Source organism: Candidatus Terasakiella magnetica, assembly GCF_900093605.1.
In the GTDB taxonomy this organism is placed as follows: Bacteria; Pseudomonadota; Alphaproteobacteria; order Rhodospirillales; family Terasakiellaceae; genus Terasakiella; species Terasakiella magnetica.
Genome location: NZ_FLYE01000002.1, coordinates 46827 through 64185 on the forward strand (window position 1 = coordinate 46827; position 17359 = coordinate 64185).

General features: G+C 43.0%; 22 protein-coding genes. 14 read left to right on the forward strand and 8 right to left on the reverse strand.

Features of this window, described 5'->3' with window-relative positions; genetic code table 11:
- Positions 1-82 precede the first annotated feature (82 nt).
- On the reverse strand, positions 83-931 hold the full coding sequence (locus tag MTBPR1_RS03300; protein ID WP_069186133.1) for a hypothetical protein: 849 nt from the start codon (positions 929-931) through the stop codon (positions 83-85).
- A gap of 119 nt (positions 932-1050) precedes the next feature.
- Between MTBPR1_RS03300 and MTBPR1_RS03305 the strand changes: the two genes are divergently transcribed.
- Both MTBPR1_RS03305 and MTBPR1_RS03310 read left to right on the forward strand, forming a co-directional pair.
- Positions 1051-2394 (forward strand): hypothetical protein, encoded by a 1344-nt coding sequence (locus MTBPR1_RS03305; RefSeq protein ID WP_126464988.1) that lies wholly within the window; start codon positions 1051-1053, stop codon positions 2392-2394.
- Between the two features lie 3 nt (positions 2395-2397).
- The gene (locus MTBPR1_RS03310) at positions 2398-3855 is read left to right on the forward strand and encodes a hypothetical protein (RefSeq protein ID WP_069186135.1); all 1458 of its coding nucleotides are present in this window, start codon (positions 2398-2400) and stop codon (positions 3853-3855) included.
- Here the strand turns inward: MTBPR1_RS03310 and MTBPR1_RS03315 are convergent.
- The 3 genes from MTBPR1_RS03315 to MTBPR1_RS03325 form a co-directional block, all read right to left on the reverse strand.
- Positions 3852-4418, reverse strand: a complete 567-nt coding sequence (locus MTBPR1_RS03315; protein ID WP_069186136.1) for a tyrosine-type recombinase/integrase — start codon at positions 4416-4418, stop codon at positions 3852-3854. The genes MTBPR1_RS03310 and MTBPR1_RS03315 overlap by 4 nt on opposite strands.
- A gap of 261 nt (positions 4419-4679) precedes the next feature.
- Positions 4680-5042: a response regulator gene (locus MTBPR1_RS03320; RefSeq protein WP_069186137.1), complete on the reverse strand. Its 363-nt coding sequence runs from the start codon at positions 5040-5042 to the stop codon at positions 4680-4682.
- A gap of 42 nt (positions 5043-5084) precedes the next feature.
- Entirely contained in the window at positions 5085-6179 is a 1095-nt protein-coding gene (locus MTBPR1_RS03325; RefSeq protein WP_069186138.1) for an SO_0444 family Cu/Zn efflux transporter, read from the reverse strand.
- Between the two features lie 96 nt (positions 6180-6275).
- Between MTBPR1_RS03325 and MTBPR1_RS03330 the strand changes: the two genes are divergently transcribed.
- The 6 genes from MTBPR1_RS03330 (at position 6276) to MTBPR1_RS03355 (ending at position 9159) form a co-directional block, all read left to right on the forward strand.
- A complete protein-coding gene (locus tag MTBPR1_RS03330; protein WP_069186139.1) occupies positions 6276-6683 on the forward strand; it encodes a MerR family transcriptional regulator in 408 nt (135 codons plus the stop codon).
- A 123-nt stretch (positions 6684-6806) separates the two neighbouring features.
- Positions 6807-7091 carry a hypothetical protein gene (locus MTBPR1_RS03335; protein ID WP_069186140.1) on the forward strand — a complete coding sequence of 95 codons (285 nt, stop codon included), beginning with the start codon at positions 6807-6809 and terminating at the stop codon, positions 7089-7091.
- 145 nt (positions 7092-7236) lie between these two features.
- A complete protein-coding gene (locus MTBPR1_RS03340; RefSeq protein ID WP_069186141.1) occupies positions 7237-7545 on the forward strand; it encodes a DUF6626 family protein in 309 nt (102 codons plus the stop codon).
- Positions 7546-7849: 304 nt separating this feature from the next.
- A complete protein-coding gene (locus tag MTBPR1_RS03345) occupies positions 7850-8098 on the forward strand; it encodes a hypothetical protein (protein WP_240492850.1) in 249 nt (82 codons plus the stop codon).
- A complete protein-coding gene (locus tag MTBPR1_RS03350) occupies positions 8091-8531 on the forward strand; it encodes a cell wall hydrolase (RefSeq protein WP_069186143.1) in 441 nt (146 codons plus the stop codon). The genes MTBPR1_RS03345 and MTBPR1_RS03350 overlap by 8 nt, the downstream gene beginning before the upstream one ends.
- Before the next feature lie 202 nt (positions 8532-8733).
- Positions 8734-9159: a GcrA family cell cycle regulator gene (locus MTBPR1_RS03355; protein WP_240492851.1), complete on the forward strand. Its 426-nt coding sequence runs from the start codon at positions 8734-8736 to the stop codon at positions 9157-9159.
- Positions 9160-9213: 54 nt separating this feature from the next.
- Here MTBPR1_RS03355 and MTBPR1_RS03360 read toward each other — a convergent pair whose 3' ends face one another.
- Complete coding sequence (locus MTBPR1_RS03360) at positions 9214-10080, reverse strand: DMT family transporter (protein ID WP_069186145.1); 867 nt, start codon at positions 10078-10080, stop codon at positions 9214-9216.
- A 40-nt stretch (positions 10081-10120) separates the two neighbouring features.
- Between MTBPR1_RS03360 and MTBPR1_RS03365 the strand changes: the two genes are divergently transcribed.
- Complete coding sequence (locus MTBPR1_RS03365; RefSeq protein ID WP_069186146.1) at positions 10121-10960, forward strand: NUDIX hydrolase; 840 nt, start codon at positions 10121-10123, stop codon at positions 10958-10960.
- Positions 10957-11487 carry a hypothetical protein gene (locus MTBPR1_RS03370; RefSeq protein WP_069186147.1) on the forward strand — a complete coding sequence of 177 codons (531 nt, stop codon included), beginning with the start codon at positions 10957-10959 and terminating at the stop codon, positions 11485-11487. The genes MTBPR1_RS03365 and MTBPR1_RS03370 overlap by 4 nt, the downstream gene beginning before the upstream one ends.
- Before the next feature lie 12 nt (positions 11488-11499).
- On the opposite strand, the gene gluQRS is transcribed toward MTBPR1_RS03370, so the two are convergent.
- Entirely contained in the window at positions 11500-12324 is an 825-nt protein-coding gene (gluQRS, locus tag MTBPR1_RS03375) for a tRNA glutamyl-Q(34) synthetase GluQRS (protein WP_205631205.1), read from the reverse strand.
- Positions 12325-12406: 82 nt separating this feature from the next.
- Here gluQRS and MTBPR1_RS17720 point away from each other — a divergent pair, with 82 nt between their 5' ends.
- Positions 12407-12970, forward strand: coding sequence for an HNH endonuclease (locus MTBPR1_RS17720; RefSeq protein ID WP_083222875.1), 564 nt, complete (start codon positions 12407-12409; stop codon positions 12968-12970).
- 13 nt (positions 12971-12983) lie between these two features.
- Here the strand turns inward: MTBPR1_RS17720 and MTBPR1_RS03385 are convergent, their stop codons facing one another.
- On the reverse strand, positions 12984-13496 hold the full coding sequence (locus MTBPR1_RS03385; RefSeq protein WP_069186149.1) for a response regulator: 513 nt from the start codon (positions 13494-13496) through the stop codon (positions 12984-12986).
- A gap of 71 nt (positions 13497-13567) precedes the next feature.
- Positions 13568-14107 carry a hypothetical protein gene (locus MTBPR1_RS03390; RefSeq protein WP_069186150.1) on the reverse strand — a complete coding sequence of 180 codons (540 nt, stop codon included), beginning with the start codon at positions 14105-14107 and terminating at the stop codon, positions 13568-13570.
- Positions 14108-14554: 447 nt separating this feature from the next.
- Here MTBPR1_RS03390 and MTBPR1_RS03400 point away from each other — a divergent pair, with 447 nt between their 5' ends.
- The 3 genes from MTBPR1_RS03400 to MTBPR1_RS03410 all read left to right on the forward strand — a co-directional run bounded on the left by MTBPR1_RS03400 (position 14555) and on the right by MTBPR1_RS03410 (position 17272).
- Positions 14555-15091 carry a hypothetical protein gene (locus tag MTBPR1_RS03400; RefSeq protein ID WP_069186152.1) on the forward strand — a complete coding sequence of 179 codons (537 nt, stop codon included), beginning with the start codon at positions 14555-14557 and terminating at the stop codon, positions 15089-15091.
- Positions 15092-15243: 152 nt separating this feature from the next.
- Positions 15244-15858, forward strand: coding sequence for a 30S ribosomal protein S4 (gene rpsD / locus MTBPR1_RS03405; protein WP_069186153.1), 615 nt, complete (start codon positions 15244-15246; stop codon positions 15856-15858).
- A gap of 622 nt (positions 15859-16480) precedes the next feature.
- Complete coding sequence (locus MTBPR1_RS03410; RefSeq protein ID WP_069186154.1) at positions 16481-17272, forward strand: substrate-binding periplasmic protein; 792 nt, start codon at positions 16481-16483, stop codon at positions 17270-17272.
- The last annotated feature ends 87 nt before the right edge of the window (positions 17273-17359 follow it).

Genomic DNA, 17359 nt, shown 5'->3' on the forward strand with positions numbered 1-17359 from the left:
ATGCTAACGGCTTTGCAGCTTCGTCTATGAGCATAATTTAACTATAAACATTATAACAATTCAGCACTCACAAATGCAAAATTCAAATGTCGTGCGTGTTGTTTTCGAGTTGATTTTTCAGCTTAAATTTCTCACTAATTCTTAATAAATAGAGATCAAACCTTCTTAAGTTTTCAGGAGTAACTTCTCCATATACCTCTTGGCAAAGCTGAGTAACAATCCGCACAACATCTACGACTTTCTTTGCGCTTTGTAGGTTATCAGATTTATCAACAGGAAATAGCCCAATATATTTTAGCGTTCTGATCATATGTAAATCAGGTTTAACCGATAAACCACAATCGGTAAGGAAGTGACATACAGTTATTGGACCCCATAGAAACCCAAACTCTTTAGAAAAGTTTCTTACTATTTTCATAAAACCATCGCTTGCGATGAAGGCAGCAACATCATCTCTCATCACAAGCTCTGGAAAGGGGTTCGCTCCGTGTTTGTCATGCCTTTTCTTGAAGCAAATACCTGCATTGAAAATCGCCAAAAATCTATGCTTTGCAATTGTCGGATTAGACGCATATTCCTTCGCTTTATCACCTGCAAATATGAAATTCTTCTTATTAGAATATGACCCTACTCGCTTTTCTTTATCGACACGGATAATTTCATAAGGACTATTGTCGGGTGTCATATCCTTCCAAATACCTTCAAAACGACCACTATTCTTCTCAACAATTTTTTCGCCTTGCTTTAGCTTTGCAGACGAACGAATTGGTTTCTGCCAAAAGTTTAGCCAAATCTGTTCCGTAGTCGAAGTATCGCAAGGAAACAGAGTGGTTTGCAATTGATCATCTGTTTTCATGCAGTCTGGAAATTCCGCACGAAGTTTATCGTGCAATCTCACATATTCTTTCGCGGCTTTGGCTAAATCGGTCATCTATTCCCCCTCCTGTTTTTCTGTATTCAGAAGCATTTATTCAATTTTGACAAGAAAATTAAGTTGCTTAAGCAACACTTTTTTTTCATCATCAAAGAAAATCTGGGGAGAAAATCATCATGGCAACAGCTATTTCTGCAATCACTAAAGGCGACATACGAGAGCTTGGACAACGGGCAATGGTTGTTCTTCAAAGCAATTCTCAGTTCGAAACCGCCCATATAAACAAACTCTCCGCAGACAAAGCACTAGCCCTATCTCTCTTCGATGTTACGTCAAATAGTAATATGGTAGAAGCAGATCAAACGCTTACCTCTCTGGGCTTGAATAGTAACAGCGGCACATCGCTCGAATACAAAATAACACGTATCGCATTTCATAGAGCAAACGAGCTATTAAGCAAAAACGACGAAAATCGCCCACTTATATCCAAATACGCAAAGGTCATTGAAGGTGCGAGAAATCAAAACCTATCGCGTGCAGAATTTGAAAAGAAACTGAGTAATGGGTTTGACCGTGCAGTAACGTTTTTTCGAAAAACACTCTATGGTGACGATCTTGATGAAGCTACTAAAGAACAAAAAGCACTCGAACACCTAAGTGCTGATTTTGAAGAAATCGAACTCGATACGAATATCACAGGTATTGAAGATGGTAGTTATGTCGAACTCGTAGCACGTATTGTAAATGGTAAACCTGTCATATATGGCATACTTCCTAAGAAATCCGATGCTGTTAAAGACACAATCATTTCGAGTTGGGAAAAAGCACAGCCTAAACCACGTAAGACAGATGCAATTTTTCAAGAAGCTGGTGCATTGGCAAGCGTCTTGGTCGCTGATGGCGAAGCAACTCATGCGCTCATCGACACAAAAGCAGGCATTACGTTTGAAGCAATTTCAGCTCGTGCATTTGCCACTATTCAATCTGTTAAAACCGAAGCTGGTTTTGATAAACAAAAGCTGAGTTTCAATGGCGATGATCTGGTTGCCATTAGCAAAGATTTACAACACGTCTTTCGCAAGGAAGCTATTGAATTAAGCGTTAAAGGCAAAATACTCTTTGCCAAACCCATAGATAAAGACATTAGAGAAATCGTCGTATCAAACAAAATGCCGCAACATGGCGAGGTTGATCAAGACGTCGTTGTTTTCAAAATTGAAAAATCCTCTGCAATTAAAAACAGCGTTTGGCATACAGGAAAAGAACACAAAGCTAATTTGAGCAAAGAGCAGATTGATCATCTATCAAAGCTGAAAATCAAAAACGCCTCTATTGATGTTATCGAAGGTAAACCAATCAAGCTTGATAAAGATACAGTTCGTATCGTTAAACGCGCTGTAAAGGAACTAAACAAGCTTGGCGACAAAAACATAACCTTTACAGTTTCAGATCAATGCCTGTCATTCAACACACAAAAAGATGATGTTTCATACGCAGTCTTAATTGCAATAAAGGCATAAGCAATGCGTTATGATGACAGACGAATACACAGCTACTTGCCTTCACTTCAACCGCAATGGATTGAAGCTGTGCAAAAGCATGTTCTTGATTTCCGAAAAAAGGTTCCTTACGGCACTTTCAAATCAACGAAAGAATTTAACTGGTATAGCGAGCTTAACGATGCCCGCTTTACCCATCCATACGCGCTGTTTTCCGCAGGGCATGCGGAACTTGATTTAGATAAAGCCCGAAACAAATCACCTATGCTGTTTAATCGGGATCGCCATAATACGTTTCTTCTAACAGATAGTGGTGGATATCAAATCGGATCAAAAGCATGGAAACTCAAAGAGCTTGATACACCCGAGCAGTTTTCCTTTGAGCCTTTAATCAAAAAACGCGAACAGGTCTTGCGTTGGCAGGAAGCCGTAGCTGATCTTGCCGTCGTGCTTGAAGTGCCTGCTTGGATGGATGGCATAAGTTACGACAATGCGTTGCGCTTGACACAAGATAATCTCAAATACTATGCGGAAAATGCAACAGGCGAAGTTCCGTTCCTAAACGTTTTGCATGGCAGCACGTTTGAAGAAGTAGTGCATTGGTTTGAAGAAACGAAATGGTTTAACGATCAGGGACATGGTGTTGGATGGTGTTTTCCGGGGCTTATGAGCGGAAACTTTTATCTCGCCCTGCAGATGATTTTATATATGCACAGCAGAAAACATTATCCGAAGTTCTTGCATTTCCTAGGAAATGGCACAGCACAGACAACAGCGATGCTTTATACGTTGAAAAAAGTAATTCGCAGAACTTACCCAGAAAGAAATTGCGTTGTTAATATCACCCAAGATGCGTCTTCTGAATTCCAAATATCAGGTATGCGCGGGGAAGTATATGAACGCATCAAAGGTCGTGAAGATAATCGCGCCTCCTATTCACCTTATATAATCAAGAAAGATAAGTTTGAGAGTAAAGACTTAAACTTCATCCGTCATGATCAACATTACCCGAACGTCGATGGACCGGTATTATCAAAGCCAAAAGGCGTTGTGTTTGGCGACATAATCGCACCGAAGAAAGTTCGCCCGAAAAGCTACAAGGGAGAAAGTAAATATAACAAAGATGGCTTGAGCGATTTGATTTTGATCGCACATAATGTGTGGACAAAACTAAATGCGATTGAAGAAACGCAGGATATGGAGCGAACACTAAGACGCTTGCATTATGCTGCGGCACGAGTAGAGACAAAGGAATTTGCCGGGGAATTAAAGCGGATTATGAAACGACGTAGCAGTCATACAATGGGCGAAGATTTAGTCGCCGTTACCGTCGGCTTGTGGAAACTGTTTTATGATAACTATGAAGACACGATGACATTTGATGAACGAATGGAAATTCTCGATACTTTCCAAGAACAAGCAATCCATCTGTTCGGCAAAGTCCCCAAAAATTATTTACCGGAAGCTCCGACAGAAATTTAGATCACCTCGACAGCTTCACGCATCATCTCGTCGTTAACATCAATATAACGTTGTGTCGTCGTCAGGTGCTGATGCCCCGCAAGCGTCATAATCACCTTCGGGCTAATACCGCTATGTGCAAGCTTGGTGATAAACGATCGACGACCGCTATGGCTCGTTGCTCCATCAATACCAGCATCACCGTATAGTTTGCCAAAGAGCTGACAAAGCGTGTTGGGAGAAAATGGTGTGTTTCTTTGAGTGAGAAGAAACGGTCTATCTGCATTGATCACTGACAGCGTTTTCAAATAGCTTTTGATTTCACGCTTAAGCTTATCGCTAACGAATGCAACGCGGGCTTTATTCCCTTTTGTATAAGCAGCTTTAAGCTGGATTTGATCTTTGACGTTTAACTCACTGCCAAACACATCAGAAATTTTCAACGCTGCAATTTCTCCCACACGTAACCCCGCGTAATAAGACAGCATAATCGCGACACGGTTACGTGCAGGATGCTTTCCCGCATCAACAACAGCTAACAAACGCCTCATTTCTGTTGGGGATATAACCTTTGCCTGTTTCATCACATACCTCATTAAAAGTTGCACATTTAAGATAAAATTATGCTTCCGTTGAGGTTCATCCACAAGGGCTCATTGAATGTCAGCATTTCTGCGGGATTGAGCCTATGCTTAACAAAATGTGCATTTTATTAGGTATTCTTTATTTCTGCTAAAGTACGAATTCCAGACATAAACACAGAGGTACGACATAGGCAGCTTTTAGCCATATACGGATGTTTTGAGGGCTGATGTGTTATTTACGATTAAGCTAATTATTAAACCTCAAATTATTTTCGATATTAAATCTATAAGCTTATTAGTAGAAACGGGTTTGGGGACAAAAGCTTCAAACCCCGACAAAACTAATTGTTGTCCTTCACGTTCATTACAATGGGATGAGACTACGATTACAGGAATTTCGTTTGTCCTTGGGTCGTTCTTCAACACTTTATTCACCTCAACACCACTCATACCAGGCAATTTGTAATCCAAGATTATCAATTCAGGTCTGTGTTGAAAGGCTAACTCAAGAGCCTCCTCACCGGTTGAAGTATTGATCGTTTCATGACCAACCGATGAAACAAGATCATTTAATAACTTCATGCACATAGGACTGTCTTCAACAATTAAGATAGTTTTTCCCATAGTCCATCCTATAAAAAAATCAGATTAACCTGAATTATATACTCAACTTACCTCGAGGCTTTCCTTACGGAAAACACGAGAAAATGCACCAATCATATCTTTGGAAAGCTTTTTGGTCAGCAGTACCCCAAGCACGACCAATGTGCTGATCGCAATCCAAGTGGGGATCAACTCTGTATCCCCTGACATTTGAACCAAGACGTCATACCCCATTTTCTGGGCTACATAATCAGTCGCCAACCCTGCAAGTATGCTGGTGACAATGATACCAGAAAGATACAGACCTAAAGCCGCATTCCCCATTTCTTTGCGGACAATGCCCATAGTAGCGACATTTGTAGCTGGACCTGCAAGCATGAAGACCATTGCCGCTCCCGGCGACACACCAGCCAAGATAAGGCTAACAGCCACAGGGGTTGATGCTGTGGCGCAGATATACATTGGAATACCAATGATAACCATAATAACCATACCCATGATACCCGTCGCGTATTCGGCAAAGGCCATTGGCGGGACCCAGGTCATAACGGCGGTGGCAAGAACAAGGCCAAACACAAGCCAGCCAGCTATGTCGTCAAATATGTCTCCAAATGCATAGTGTAGTCCGTTCAGGGTATTTTGGCTGAACGAAGGTTTTGTAACCTCTACTGGTTTTTCATCACCACCTGAGCAGCCACATGATGAACCACCGCAGGAACTGGTTGTGGCGGCCTCTTTGACTGCTTCTTTTTGTTCTGCGGGTAGAAATGCCATTAACAAGCCTGTTGTAATAGCACTAAAAAGAGCGGCAATAGGACGGGCGACAGCCATAAACGGGCCAAACATCCCATAAGAAATAGCTACGCTATCAACGCCTGTTTCTGGTGTTGATACTAAGAACGATGTTGTCGCTTCTCTTGAAGCCCCGGCACGTCGCATACCAATAACAACGGGCAAGACGCCGCAGGAACAAATTGGAAGCGGAGCGCCTACAACAGCCCCCATGATGACGGGTTTTAATCCCTTACCGCTGAGCAGTCGAGCAAGACCGTCTTGTGGCACCCACGCTTTGATAAGGCCTGCAAGAAACAATCCTAACACCAGCCAAGGAGCAGCATCTAAGCCAAGGGTATAAAGGTTTTCAATAAAAGCGTTCATCGCCACCTCCTAAAACAGGGTCGATAATTTTGTTCTTGGATAATCTGGCAACTATTCTAATATCTACAGTGACTGTAGCTTCAAGAGGTTTTTTTTATGGGTGTTTCATACACAATTGGGAAGGTCGCAAAAGCGACGGGGTGTAAGGTCCCAACGATTAGATATTACGAAGAGATAGGTATTTTGGCACCTGCCGAACGCACAGCAGGAAACCAGAGGGTCTTTAGTCAAAAGCACCTTGATCGTCTTCTGTTTATCCGTCATGCCCGAGACTTAGGATTTTCACTTGAGGCGATCCGCCAATTACTGAGGCTTTCAGATGATCCCGACCAATCATGTGAGGCCGCCGATGCCATTGCCAGAGAACAGTTGGGTGAAGTGGATAAAAGAATATCTAAGCTCAAGGCCCTAAAGAAAGAACTCCAGCATATGATTACCCAATGCAAAGGTGGTCGGATCAGTGATTGTAGAATTATTGAGGTTATCAGCACCCATCAGAGTTGATGCCATACCACATAGTTGGCTGCTTTGGGTCAAACCCAGTCTTCTTATAGCAAGATATTTTTAGTCCGCTTCTATTTGGGAAGCAGAAATGGCATTGCTAAATAGCTATAGGAGGATTTAGCAATGCGTGCATATGAACTTGCGAAAAATAGACAAAAAAGAAAAAAACATCTCCGCCAAGAAGCTGATCAAAATGCAGCCCTATGGCGTTTGATGTATGCCGATTTTGATTACATAAATCGGAACCAATCCCATCTTCTTTCAGAAATCGAAGCAAAAATAGCTGAGCTTGAGCGATTGAAAGATGAATTCATGCTTGAAATTGAAAAAGCAGAATTAGATTTTCAAACAAAGCAACATATCAAAGATATGGCACAAAAACGCATTAAGAAAATAATGCGAAATTAATTTCGGCAGCTTTTGCGAATCATAAAGCGAATTAACATTCTCCACTCATTCTTAGACATTTTATTCAATTCATAAATCTTCATATCGATCTCCTTACAATCGTTTAGCACTAAATATATTTAGCAACGAAACAGGAGAAACATTGATGCAAATCGTCAAAGAAATTTATGAATTTACCCGCGCAAACAATTTAGCAGACAACGAAAGCGATTTTTCGCTTAAGTGGCTGAATAAATCTGCACGCTATTACAATATGCTGAAATTAACGGGACGTGATGCGAGTTTTGATGCATTGATACGTCTATCTACAAACCTACAGCTTCGAAAAACGGCATATAAACAGAGCCGAATTAAAGAAATGCAGGATATTGGAAACAGTATCGAAGCATTTGATCAAAAGCTCCACAACGTCATCAAAGCACGAACAATTGCAGAGGCTGTTTTCTTAAGTTGAAATTTCAACTTTTCATTTTCTGGAATTTGACCGAATTTACGGTCGTATTTTTCTTATCCTTGAATAGATGCGGAGCTATAATATAATACGAATAGTGACTGAATCTTCATACCTCCAGGTGTTGGATTTTATTGATTTGATGGATTGAACAAGTAAATCCATGACGTTTAACGTTAATCAAAGCAGATATGGTGCGTTAGCTACAAAATGGCTACAAAATTATAATAATTTAATTACACCTATAGAATCAATTAGATAGAATAAATGCGTAAACTGGTGGATCACGGCCTTTGAACTGCCCGCTATGGCGAGCTTGTTCTGGATGATTTGGCGCAACCGCCATGACTTTGAAGATGATGTCTCACAATTGCGCGAGAATATGGATGCAGCCTTTGCCAATACGCGCGAAAGCCTATCGGCCTATAAGCTGGAAGTGGCAAAAAGCTATGCCTCTATTGCTTATATGAAAGATGTAGAGCGTCGCTTAACCGGGCATCTCGTGCGCATAGAAAATAAGTTGGATCAAACAGGAAGGAGAAAATCAGATGGCTAATTGCCGATATTCAAAATGTCCCGAAGATGCGATTGATACAATGGCACGTACCCTTTACGGGGAAGCGCGGGGTGAAAAAGTTCGCGGGCTGGAAGCGATTGCCTGTGTGATTATCAACCGTGTGGAAAAGGCCCTTGAAAAGGGCGGCTACTGGTGGGGCAGTGATGTTGAAAATGTCTGTTTGCGCCCGTGGCAGTTTTCTTGCTGGAACCCGAATGACCCAAATCGTGAGAAAGTTCTGGTGGTGCAGAAAAGCAATAAAATCTTTGCAACGTGCCTGCGTGTGGCGCGTCGTGCCCTTTATGGCGGGGTAAAAGACCCCACAGGTGGCGCAACCCATTATCATCGCCATGGTCTGTTACCAGCATGGGCGGGTAAGCAAATTCCTTGTGCAGAAGTGGGTAACCATGTGTTTTACAAGGATATTCCATGAAGCTGAGGATTGTTTAGCGTGTGAAAGATAAGGTGAAAGGCAATGTGGAAAAAGCGGGATGAGAGAAAAAACGTATTTCCATATTGCTTAAAAGGGGCTGATTGGGTAATGTGCGCGAACTTTTTGATAAAGACGATGCACGTTTGTCGCTGCTCCGTTATATTGAACGCTTATGCGCGAAAACGTTAATTCATAAGGATAGATGATGAGTGTAGATTGGACGCCGGAACGAATTGAGATTTTAACTCAGCTCTGGAGTGAAGGTATTGCAACAAGTGAAATTGGTCGTCGCCTAGACGTCACGAAAAACGCTGTTGTGGGTAAAGTTCACCGTCTTGGTTTGCCAAAACGCCAATCTCCAATTCAGCGCAAACCCGCCAAGAAAAAGAAGGCTCCTGAGCCAGAAGTGATCACAATGGACAAATTGCGCCCGGGCATGTGTGCCTGGCCCATTGGTGATCCGGGCATGCCGGGTTTTCATTTCTGTGGGGGGAAATCTACAGAAGGTAAGCCTTATTGCGAACCCCATTGTGAACAGGCTTATGTGCGTAACGTTAAAGAAGACAAAAATGCCAAGAAAGCGGCCGCTGCGGCAGCCGCTGCAAAAGCAAAGGCAAAAGCAAAATAACGCCTTTTCGCATGTTGAATTTGAAAACGCTTTGGTTTTTTCCAAGGCGTTTTTTTATGCCTGTCTGTTGGCCTTTAAACTGGCAAAGGCATGTAAGGCCAGTGTGGTGATAACGATTGTGCCGCCAATGAGAGCGTTGATTGAGGGCACTTCTTGCAAGACCAGCCAGACCCAGATGGGGCCGATAATGGTTTCCAGTAACATAAGGAGGCTGACTTCGGGCGAAGGGATACGTTTGGCCCCAAGACCGAGTAACACAAAGGCAATGGCATTAAGCCCGCCCATGGTGATGAGGGTCACGGTGGCTTGCATGTTGATCATCAGGCTCGGCGCAAAATAAAGCGCAGGAATGGCGATGATCAAGCCGCCCCATGCAAAAATAGTGGGGACGCTGATTTGTTTTTCACTACGGATCACGGTCATATTTGCCGCTGTTACAAACGCGCAGGCCAAGGCAAAAAGTTTACCCGATAGACCTGCGCCATCAAGATCATCCATAAAGACAATGAGGATGCCGATGATGGCACAGCCCATGGCAACCCATGTGCGCAAGGCAATGCGCTCTTTTAAAAAGACCATACTGAGCAGGGCGGCAAAAAGTGACATGGTGCTTAAAATCACCAAGGTATTGGCAACCGTTGTATGGGTGATGGACAACACAAAGGTTAAGGTACCGATGGCGGATAAAATAATTGCCAGCCATTCTTTAAAGGTAGTTGGGGTTAAGATGCCAAGGGCCTTGGATTTATGCATCACGATTTGTGATGAGATCAGCCCGATTGCAATGAAAAGCCCACGCCAGAAAACGGTGGTCCAGTCATCTGTACCCACAAGGCGCACAAGCAAACCATCCGGTGTTAAGGCCAATGCCCCTAAAGAGGCAAAGATCAGCCCTTGAATATGGTCGGGTCGTTGTTGCATGGTAGTGGCCTTGAAACTGTTTTATTAAAGGGGCACTTCGATGGGCTTCATAGATCATATTCATGCCTGTAACAATCACGATCTGGAAAAGTTTGTGGGTTTTTATGGGCAAGATGACACGCAGATCGGCTGGGTGCGCAAAGACCATCTGGTCCATCTTGATGGTTTTAGCGATGTTTTGAAGCTGAAGGGCAGTGGGGCCTATCTAATAGAGCAGGGTGATTTGACCTCTGCTCTGGCCCGTGTGAGCCGAGCCCTTTATGACAAAGGTCTATTGGAACATTGGCGCGATGAACCTTATGAAGTGAAGCAAGGTTTTGCTGATGACCCGTTGTTTTTGATGGAACGCTGTGCTACGCCTTTTTTCGGTATTCGCGCTTTTGGAGTACATATCAACGGGTTTGTCAAAAGCAAAGACACGATCAAGATGTGGATCGCCAAACGCGCGGGTGATCGCGCTATATGCCCGGGCATGTGGGATAATATGGTTGCAGGTGGTCAGCCTGCAGGATTATCCCTTAAAGATAATATCATCAAAGAATGCGCAGAAGAGGCCAATATCCCTTTTGAGCTGGCAGACAAAGCCCAGCCTGTCGGCACCATCAGTTACATGATGGAAACCGATGGCGGGATCAAGCCGGATGTGATGTTCTGTTATGACCTTGAGGTGCCAGAAGATTTTGTACCTGAAAATACAGACGGTGAAGTGGAAAGCTTCACCTTAATGGATGTGCAAGAGGTGGCTGAGATTGTGAGAAATACATTTGATTTCAAATTCAATTGTAATCTCGTGATTATCGATTTCCTCATCCGCCACGGCATCCTTTGTCCTGATGATTGTGCTGATTATGAAGAACTAGTGAGAGGCTTGCGCCGATGAAATGGATATTGGTCTTGATGTGCAGCTTGTTCTCATTTTCCGCACAAGCAAGTTATGAAGTGATCCCGTTAAACTATGGTTTCAATGAAGTCGATCTGGATGGTGATGGGAAAAAGGAAACCGTTATTAAAACATGGCGAGAGAACTTTAATGCGCACAGATATAGCTCCTATCTGTTTATCGGGGAGGAGCTTGTTGAAACAGGGAAGGGTAAAACTCGTCAGCCTAATATCATAACCTATATATCACCAGAACAGCATCTTCATCGTGACATGATGAGGTCATCAAGAAATGCTGATTGCATCACCATGGATTATGTTCTCGTCAAAGGAAGGCGGGGTATTGAACTCGTTCGTGTATGGATACCGTTTGGCAGTAAGAAAGCACAGTTCCATTACTTTAAACTAAAACGCAATGAGGAAGGCATTCCCGGTGACCCGCATCGTTATTGGGCGGCCTATAAAAACAAAACGTCGTTATATGAACATTGCGATGTCCATAAAGCCTTAAAACATGAAGGCCTTTAGTTAAAACCAGTTTTACCTCAGCCGCTCTAAAACATCCTCAACGCAAGCACCGCTTTCACGCAGGGAGCGAAGGGTGAGGGATTTGTCTCGTTTGGCAAAACGTTTGCCATCTTCACCAACCATCAAACCATGATGGTGATACTCTGGGACATCAAGTTTGAGTAAGTCCTGTAAAAGGCGATGGATGTGGGTTGCATGAAACAGGTCTTGCCCGCGGGTGATGAGATTGATGCCTTGTATATGGTCATCCACGCACACAGAAATATGATAGCTGGTCGGGGTGTCTTTGCGTGCCAGCACAACATCACCAAAAACCTCAGGTGTGGCCTGTTGTTCGCCTTTGTCGTGATCAAACCATGTGAGCGGGCCTGCATGAGTGATGGCTTTGTCCATATCAAGGCGCAGGGCAAAGCTTTTGCCTTGGGCAATCAGATTACTGCGGTGTTGGACGGAGAGATTTTTACAAGTGCCGGGGTATAGCACGCCGTCTGGGCCATGGGGGGCATGACCGGCGCGTTCAATTTCAGCCTGAATTTCTTTTCGGGTACAAAAACAGGGATAAAGCAGTCCCATATCGTCCAGCTTGTTGAGGGCTTGGGCATAGTCTTTCATATGTTCAGACTGTACGCGCACGGGTGTTTCCCAGCTTAGGCCAAGCCAGGCGAGGTCTTCATAGATTGCCTCAATATAGTCCGGGCGACAGCGCCCCTGATCGATATCTTCGATGCGAAGTAAAAAACGCTCGCCTTTTTCAGCGCAGAAAAGGGCGCTAAAGGCATGACCAAGGTGGAGGTAACCTGTCGGGCTTGGGGCAAATCTGGTGATAATCAACGACATGAGAACTTTTTATCACAGATGTAACTTCTTTGTCATAGGGCTTTGCTAGTGTATGATAAATAAAGATATGAGGTTAAGCGCGATGCAAGTTGCACAGGCATATTATCCGGCTCTGGTCCTCAATGCTGACTTTCGTCCATTGAGCTACTTCCCTCTGTCCCTCTGGTCATGGCAAGAAGCGATTAGAAACGTCTTTATCGGGCGGGTTCGTGTTGTCTCGCAATATGATACGGTTGTGCATTCCCCATCTTGTGAGATGAGGTTACCCAGCGTTCTTGTGCTTAAAGAATATGCCAAACCTCCACCCGGTGTTGCCTTTACACGGTTTAACTTGTTTTTGCGCGATATGTTTTCCTGCCAATATTGCGGCATACAGCTGCCCGCCCATGATCTTACCTTTGATCATGTACGGCCAAGGTGTCGTGGCGGGCGAACCCATTGGGAAAATATCGTCACGGCGTGCCGTCCCTGTAACGCGCAAAAAGGACAACTCAGTATTGCTGAGGCGCAAATGGAGCTGATGACACGACCCTATCAACCCAGTGCTTATGAGCTTCGCGAGCATGGGCGTTTTTTTCCGCCAAACCATCTTCATGAAAGCTGGCGTGATTTCCTTTATTGGGACTCTGAGCTCGACGAGTTCTAGAGACGTTTCCCCCCTAGTGATGACGCATCTCATCTTCATGGTGGCGCCGTTCAGGCAGCATGATCTCTTTTTTACGCCTTCGTTCAGGCCCTTTAAAGGCACGGCAATCGGTAAAGGGGCGCGGGTGTGTAACCATGGAACAAATCCGACGATAAAGAGTATATCCGGTGTCGGGTTTTGCTAAAAATTCAGTAACACCTGCATCGCGCGCGGCCTTAACGGTTGGGATATCAGAAGCCCCTGTGCACATTAAGATGTTTGAATGTTGATAACGCTCAAAGGATGCATTGCGGATTGATTTCACCAAATCAAGGGTCTCGCAGTTTTTTAATTTATATTCGGTGATGATCAGATTGGGCTGTTTTAATTTTAAAAACTCCATGACCTCATCATCATTGAAGGCATAGTAAAATTCTCTCACACCAAAAGTACTAAGAATGGTCTGAATGAGGTTAGCTGCAAAGCGATCCCTTTCAACCACAAGAACAGAAAGGTTTTTCAGTCCCAAGCTTTCTAAAGTAGGCATTTTGAATATCCCTCCCCTGAGATTTAAATTATGTTCCCTTAAAAGACTGAGTGCGAACTGAAGTTTCAAAGCTAATGGTGTTTGTTATTTAAAAGTCCATTGAGTTTTTCTTGCGATACAATATTTGGGTCTTGTTTTGGAGTTGGTGGGACAAAGCTTTCTGCTTTACCTTGAATAACATCGGTGAGGTTTTTAAGAAGTCCTTTACCTTGAGGGCCACCTGAGCCCGTCACTTTATTTGTCGTTATAAAATCAAGCGCAGAGATAAAGGCATGGAGTGTTTTGACTTGAGACGTATTAACCGTCCCCTGTTTTTCACAGTTTTGAATAAATTTCTCACAATGATTACCGACCAAGCTGATCAAAGGATAGTTAAAGCTCGTTCCCAAAACCCGCATGTCATAGATGGGCTCAAGAAGTTGGGATAATTCCTCACAAGATGGGTCTTCTACTTGTTTTGTCAGTTTATCCAGCTTTTGCAGGAACTGCTCTATAGAATGGGTACATACTTTTAAAAAAACATCCGAATGGGCATGAACGTTTTTATCAGCTTGTTCAATTACGGTTGTATCAACACGATCAGGACCGGAATATTCCACAATATCGCGCAAGGGCGGGTCTTCAGTCGGGCTGAACGTTTTAATCGGCTCTAACTTGCCTTTACGCGCAGCTTTGATCCCACCTTCAAGGACCCCGCCTCGGTGGTGTAAAGCTGTAACTCCTTTAGAGGGTCTAAAGAACTTTTAGAAGTGTTTCTTGTGCAGACATCTGACCAGAAAGCCGATGCTTGTTGCTTGTTCCAAAACCCCTCAAAAGACGTAATACCAGAGCGTTTTATAGTTGCCACAATATACATGGTTTCCCCCATATTTTTTAATGGAGATATAGACTCGGCATAATTGGTATTACCAATATTTTAACAATCCATACGAGATGATGCAATGCGTAGAATTACATATGTCTAAATGTATGTATCTGTTTGTATTGGTTTGTTTGGAAAATTTTGATTTAACAACCGCCTCTTCGTTTGGAGAGGCTTTTTTTATGGAGTAAAGAGAATGGAGCCATTTACTATTTTTATGATGGTGGCAAATGCGGCAAGAACAATGATAGCTGCACGTCAACAACAAAAGGCCGCACAAAAAGCCGCTCAGCAGGCGGCGGACCAGCATTCAAAAGAACAATGGGAGGCCTATGAAAAGGCGGAAAAAGAGAGAAAAGACCGCTTGAAGAAGGGGCTTGCGAAAAAACGCGCACGCATGGGGGCTTCTGGCTTTTCTTCAGCGGATGGATCAGCCTGTGCAATTATTCAAGGTATGCGCACTGATGCTGCTGAGGATACATATGAAGATTTTTCCCAGAAAAAGGAATCGGTCGATAATAAAATCTCAAGTTTGCACAGTAATTTGCTGGAGCAATCCGATCAGACAAAACGGGCAATGTTTAGACAGGCGGCTTCAACAGCCGGGACTTTAGCTGGTGGATTTTTTGATAAAGAAGAAGTCGTTGATGAGAATGGTAATAAAGTAAAGAAAAAGGGAAATTACAGTGATGAGGGACGCCAAATTGGTGAACTGATTGGCGGGTTCGTTTAAGGCGTTTTGAGAGGTGTAGAATCCCTTTGACAAAGGCGCGTAAACCTATATATTGCGCGCCTTATCACTTCCCGGGAACGTTGATTGAAAGATCACGCCGCTTGCGGCCTACCGGGACAAGAAAAAATTGTTTTTAAACAAGGATTTAACCTATGTCTAAGCGTATTAGCGCAAAGTATAAAATCGACCGTCGCCTCGGTGTAAACCTCTGGGGCCGCGCCAAATCTCCAATCAACCGTCGCGATTCCCGTCCGGGTCAGCACGGTCAGCGTCGCCGCAAAGTTTCTGACTTCGGTTTGCAGCTCATGGGTAAGCAGAAGCTGAAAGGCTACTATGCGAACATCTCTGAGAAACAGTTCCGTCGTTACTACAAAGAAGCTGTTCGTCGCGTTGGTGATACAGGCGAAAACCTGATCGGTCTGTTGGAAACACGCCTTGATGCTGTTGTTTACCGCATGAAATTCGTTCCAACTATGTTTGCTGCACGTCAGTTCGTAAGCCACGGCCACGTACTGGTGAACGGTAAGAAAGTAACAATTGCTTCTTACCTTGTTAAAGAAGGCGACACAGTTGAAGTTCGCGCCAAGTCTCGCGAAATCCCAATGGTTTTGGAAGCTGTTTCTTCTGGCGAACGTGATGTTCCTGAATATCACGATGTAGACCACAAGAAAATGGTTGGTAAGTTTGTACGTGTACCAAAATTGGAAGACGTTCCTTACCCGGTTCAAATGGAACCAAACCTGGTAATCGAATATTACTCACGTTAACTAGTACAACCAATCCCCTGCGTTATGCAGGGCATTGGGCTAGATTTAAAAAAGTCGTCGCAATCAAGTTGCGGCGGCTTTTTTGTTGCCTGCGGCGCTGAGATGAAAATTTAGGAAACAGTGATTTATACGGTTTTGAAACTGTACTGAAAAAATGCAGAAAACTAGCTTGTGAATTTATGGCTTAATCTTAATTAGCGTGCGGCAGGCTTGTGAAGAGAGCCTGAGAAACGCTGAAACAGATTGAGCGCGGGCATGGTGCTTATAATGAGTTAGATATATTTATATAATACTAATGCACACTTAGATAATCATATTGATTACGATATAATTAATGGATAAAAGCACATATGGTGCTGATAGTGTTATGAACGTTCGAAAGTTGTTTATTTGCAATTAGTTATTATTCTCATATGTACAACTCTCGTTAATTTTTACGAGACGAAATCGAACGAAGAAGCCGCTCAGTCATCAGGGCGGCTTTTTTTATGGATAAAGCCTGTGTGTTTTCTACGAGGGCTTACATTTGGGTAATTGTACTTATGCTGTCATACGGATATCATTTAAAAGTGGTTTCGTATAAAAACGCGTTTGTTTGAAAAAAATTAAAAAGGAATAAGCAGTGAGATTTTTTGGGCTTTTTCTATTTTCATTATTCCTTTGTAACAGTGTATTTTCACAAGAAAAGCCAAGTGTAATCCATATCGCATTTGAAGATGTCGCTAACCCACCAAGGATTATGAACTCTATTCGGAATTCACATTCAAAATTACCTGGTTTAACGCTTGAACTATTGAGTTTAATTGAGAAAAAATTAAACGTTGAGTTCGAGTTTACGCGAACACCTTGGGCGCGGTGTAAGGTTTTGCTGAAGTCCAACATTGCGGATGGGATTTTTCACGCAAGCTACAAAAAAGAACGAGAAAAATTTGGTGTATATCCAAAGCTAAATGGAAGAATTGATGCATCTCGTTCAGTTTTTTTCCGTAACTATGCGGTTTATGTTCGCAGCGACAGTGAAGCTTATATTGAAGATGGTCAGCTTAAAAACGTAGATGGCACGGTGTCTGCAAAAATTGGATATTCAGTTATTTCTGACTTAGAAAAAAACGGCTTGGAAGTTGATAGTGTAAAGAAAATTTCCAATGGTTTAGATATGGTCAGTGTTGGAAGGGTTTCAGCTTTTGTGGACTTGGAAGAAATGACCGATGCATATATTGCGCAAAATAATAGCAAATACCCAAATTTGAAAAAAATGAAAATTCCATATAGAACAAAAGCTTATTATTTGATTTTCTCTAAAGAGTTTTATGCAAAAAATAAAAAACTGACTGAGCAAATATGGGATGCCTTGGCAGAGATTTCGAGTTCAGCTGAATTTATTAAAATTCGGCATAAATATCTTTTGATGTAGATTTGGTTTGCTAAATAGCAATCAGAACTTGTTAAATACTTGTTAGTAAATCTATTCTAAACTCAGCGGGTAATTCGTTAATTTAGA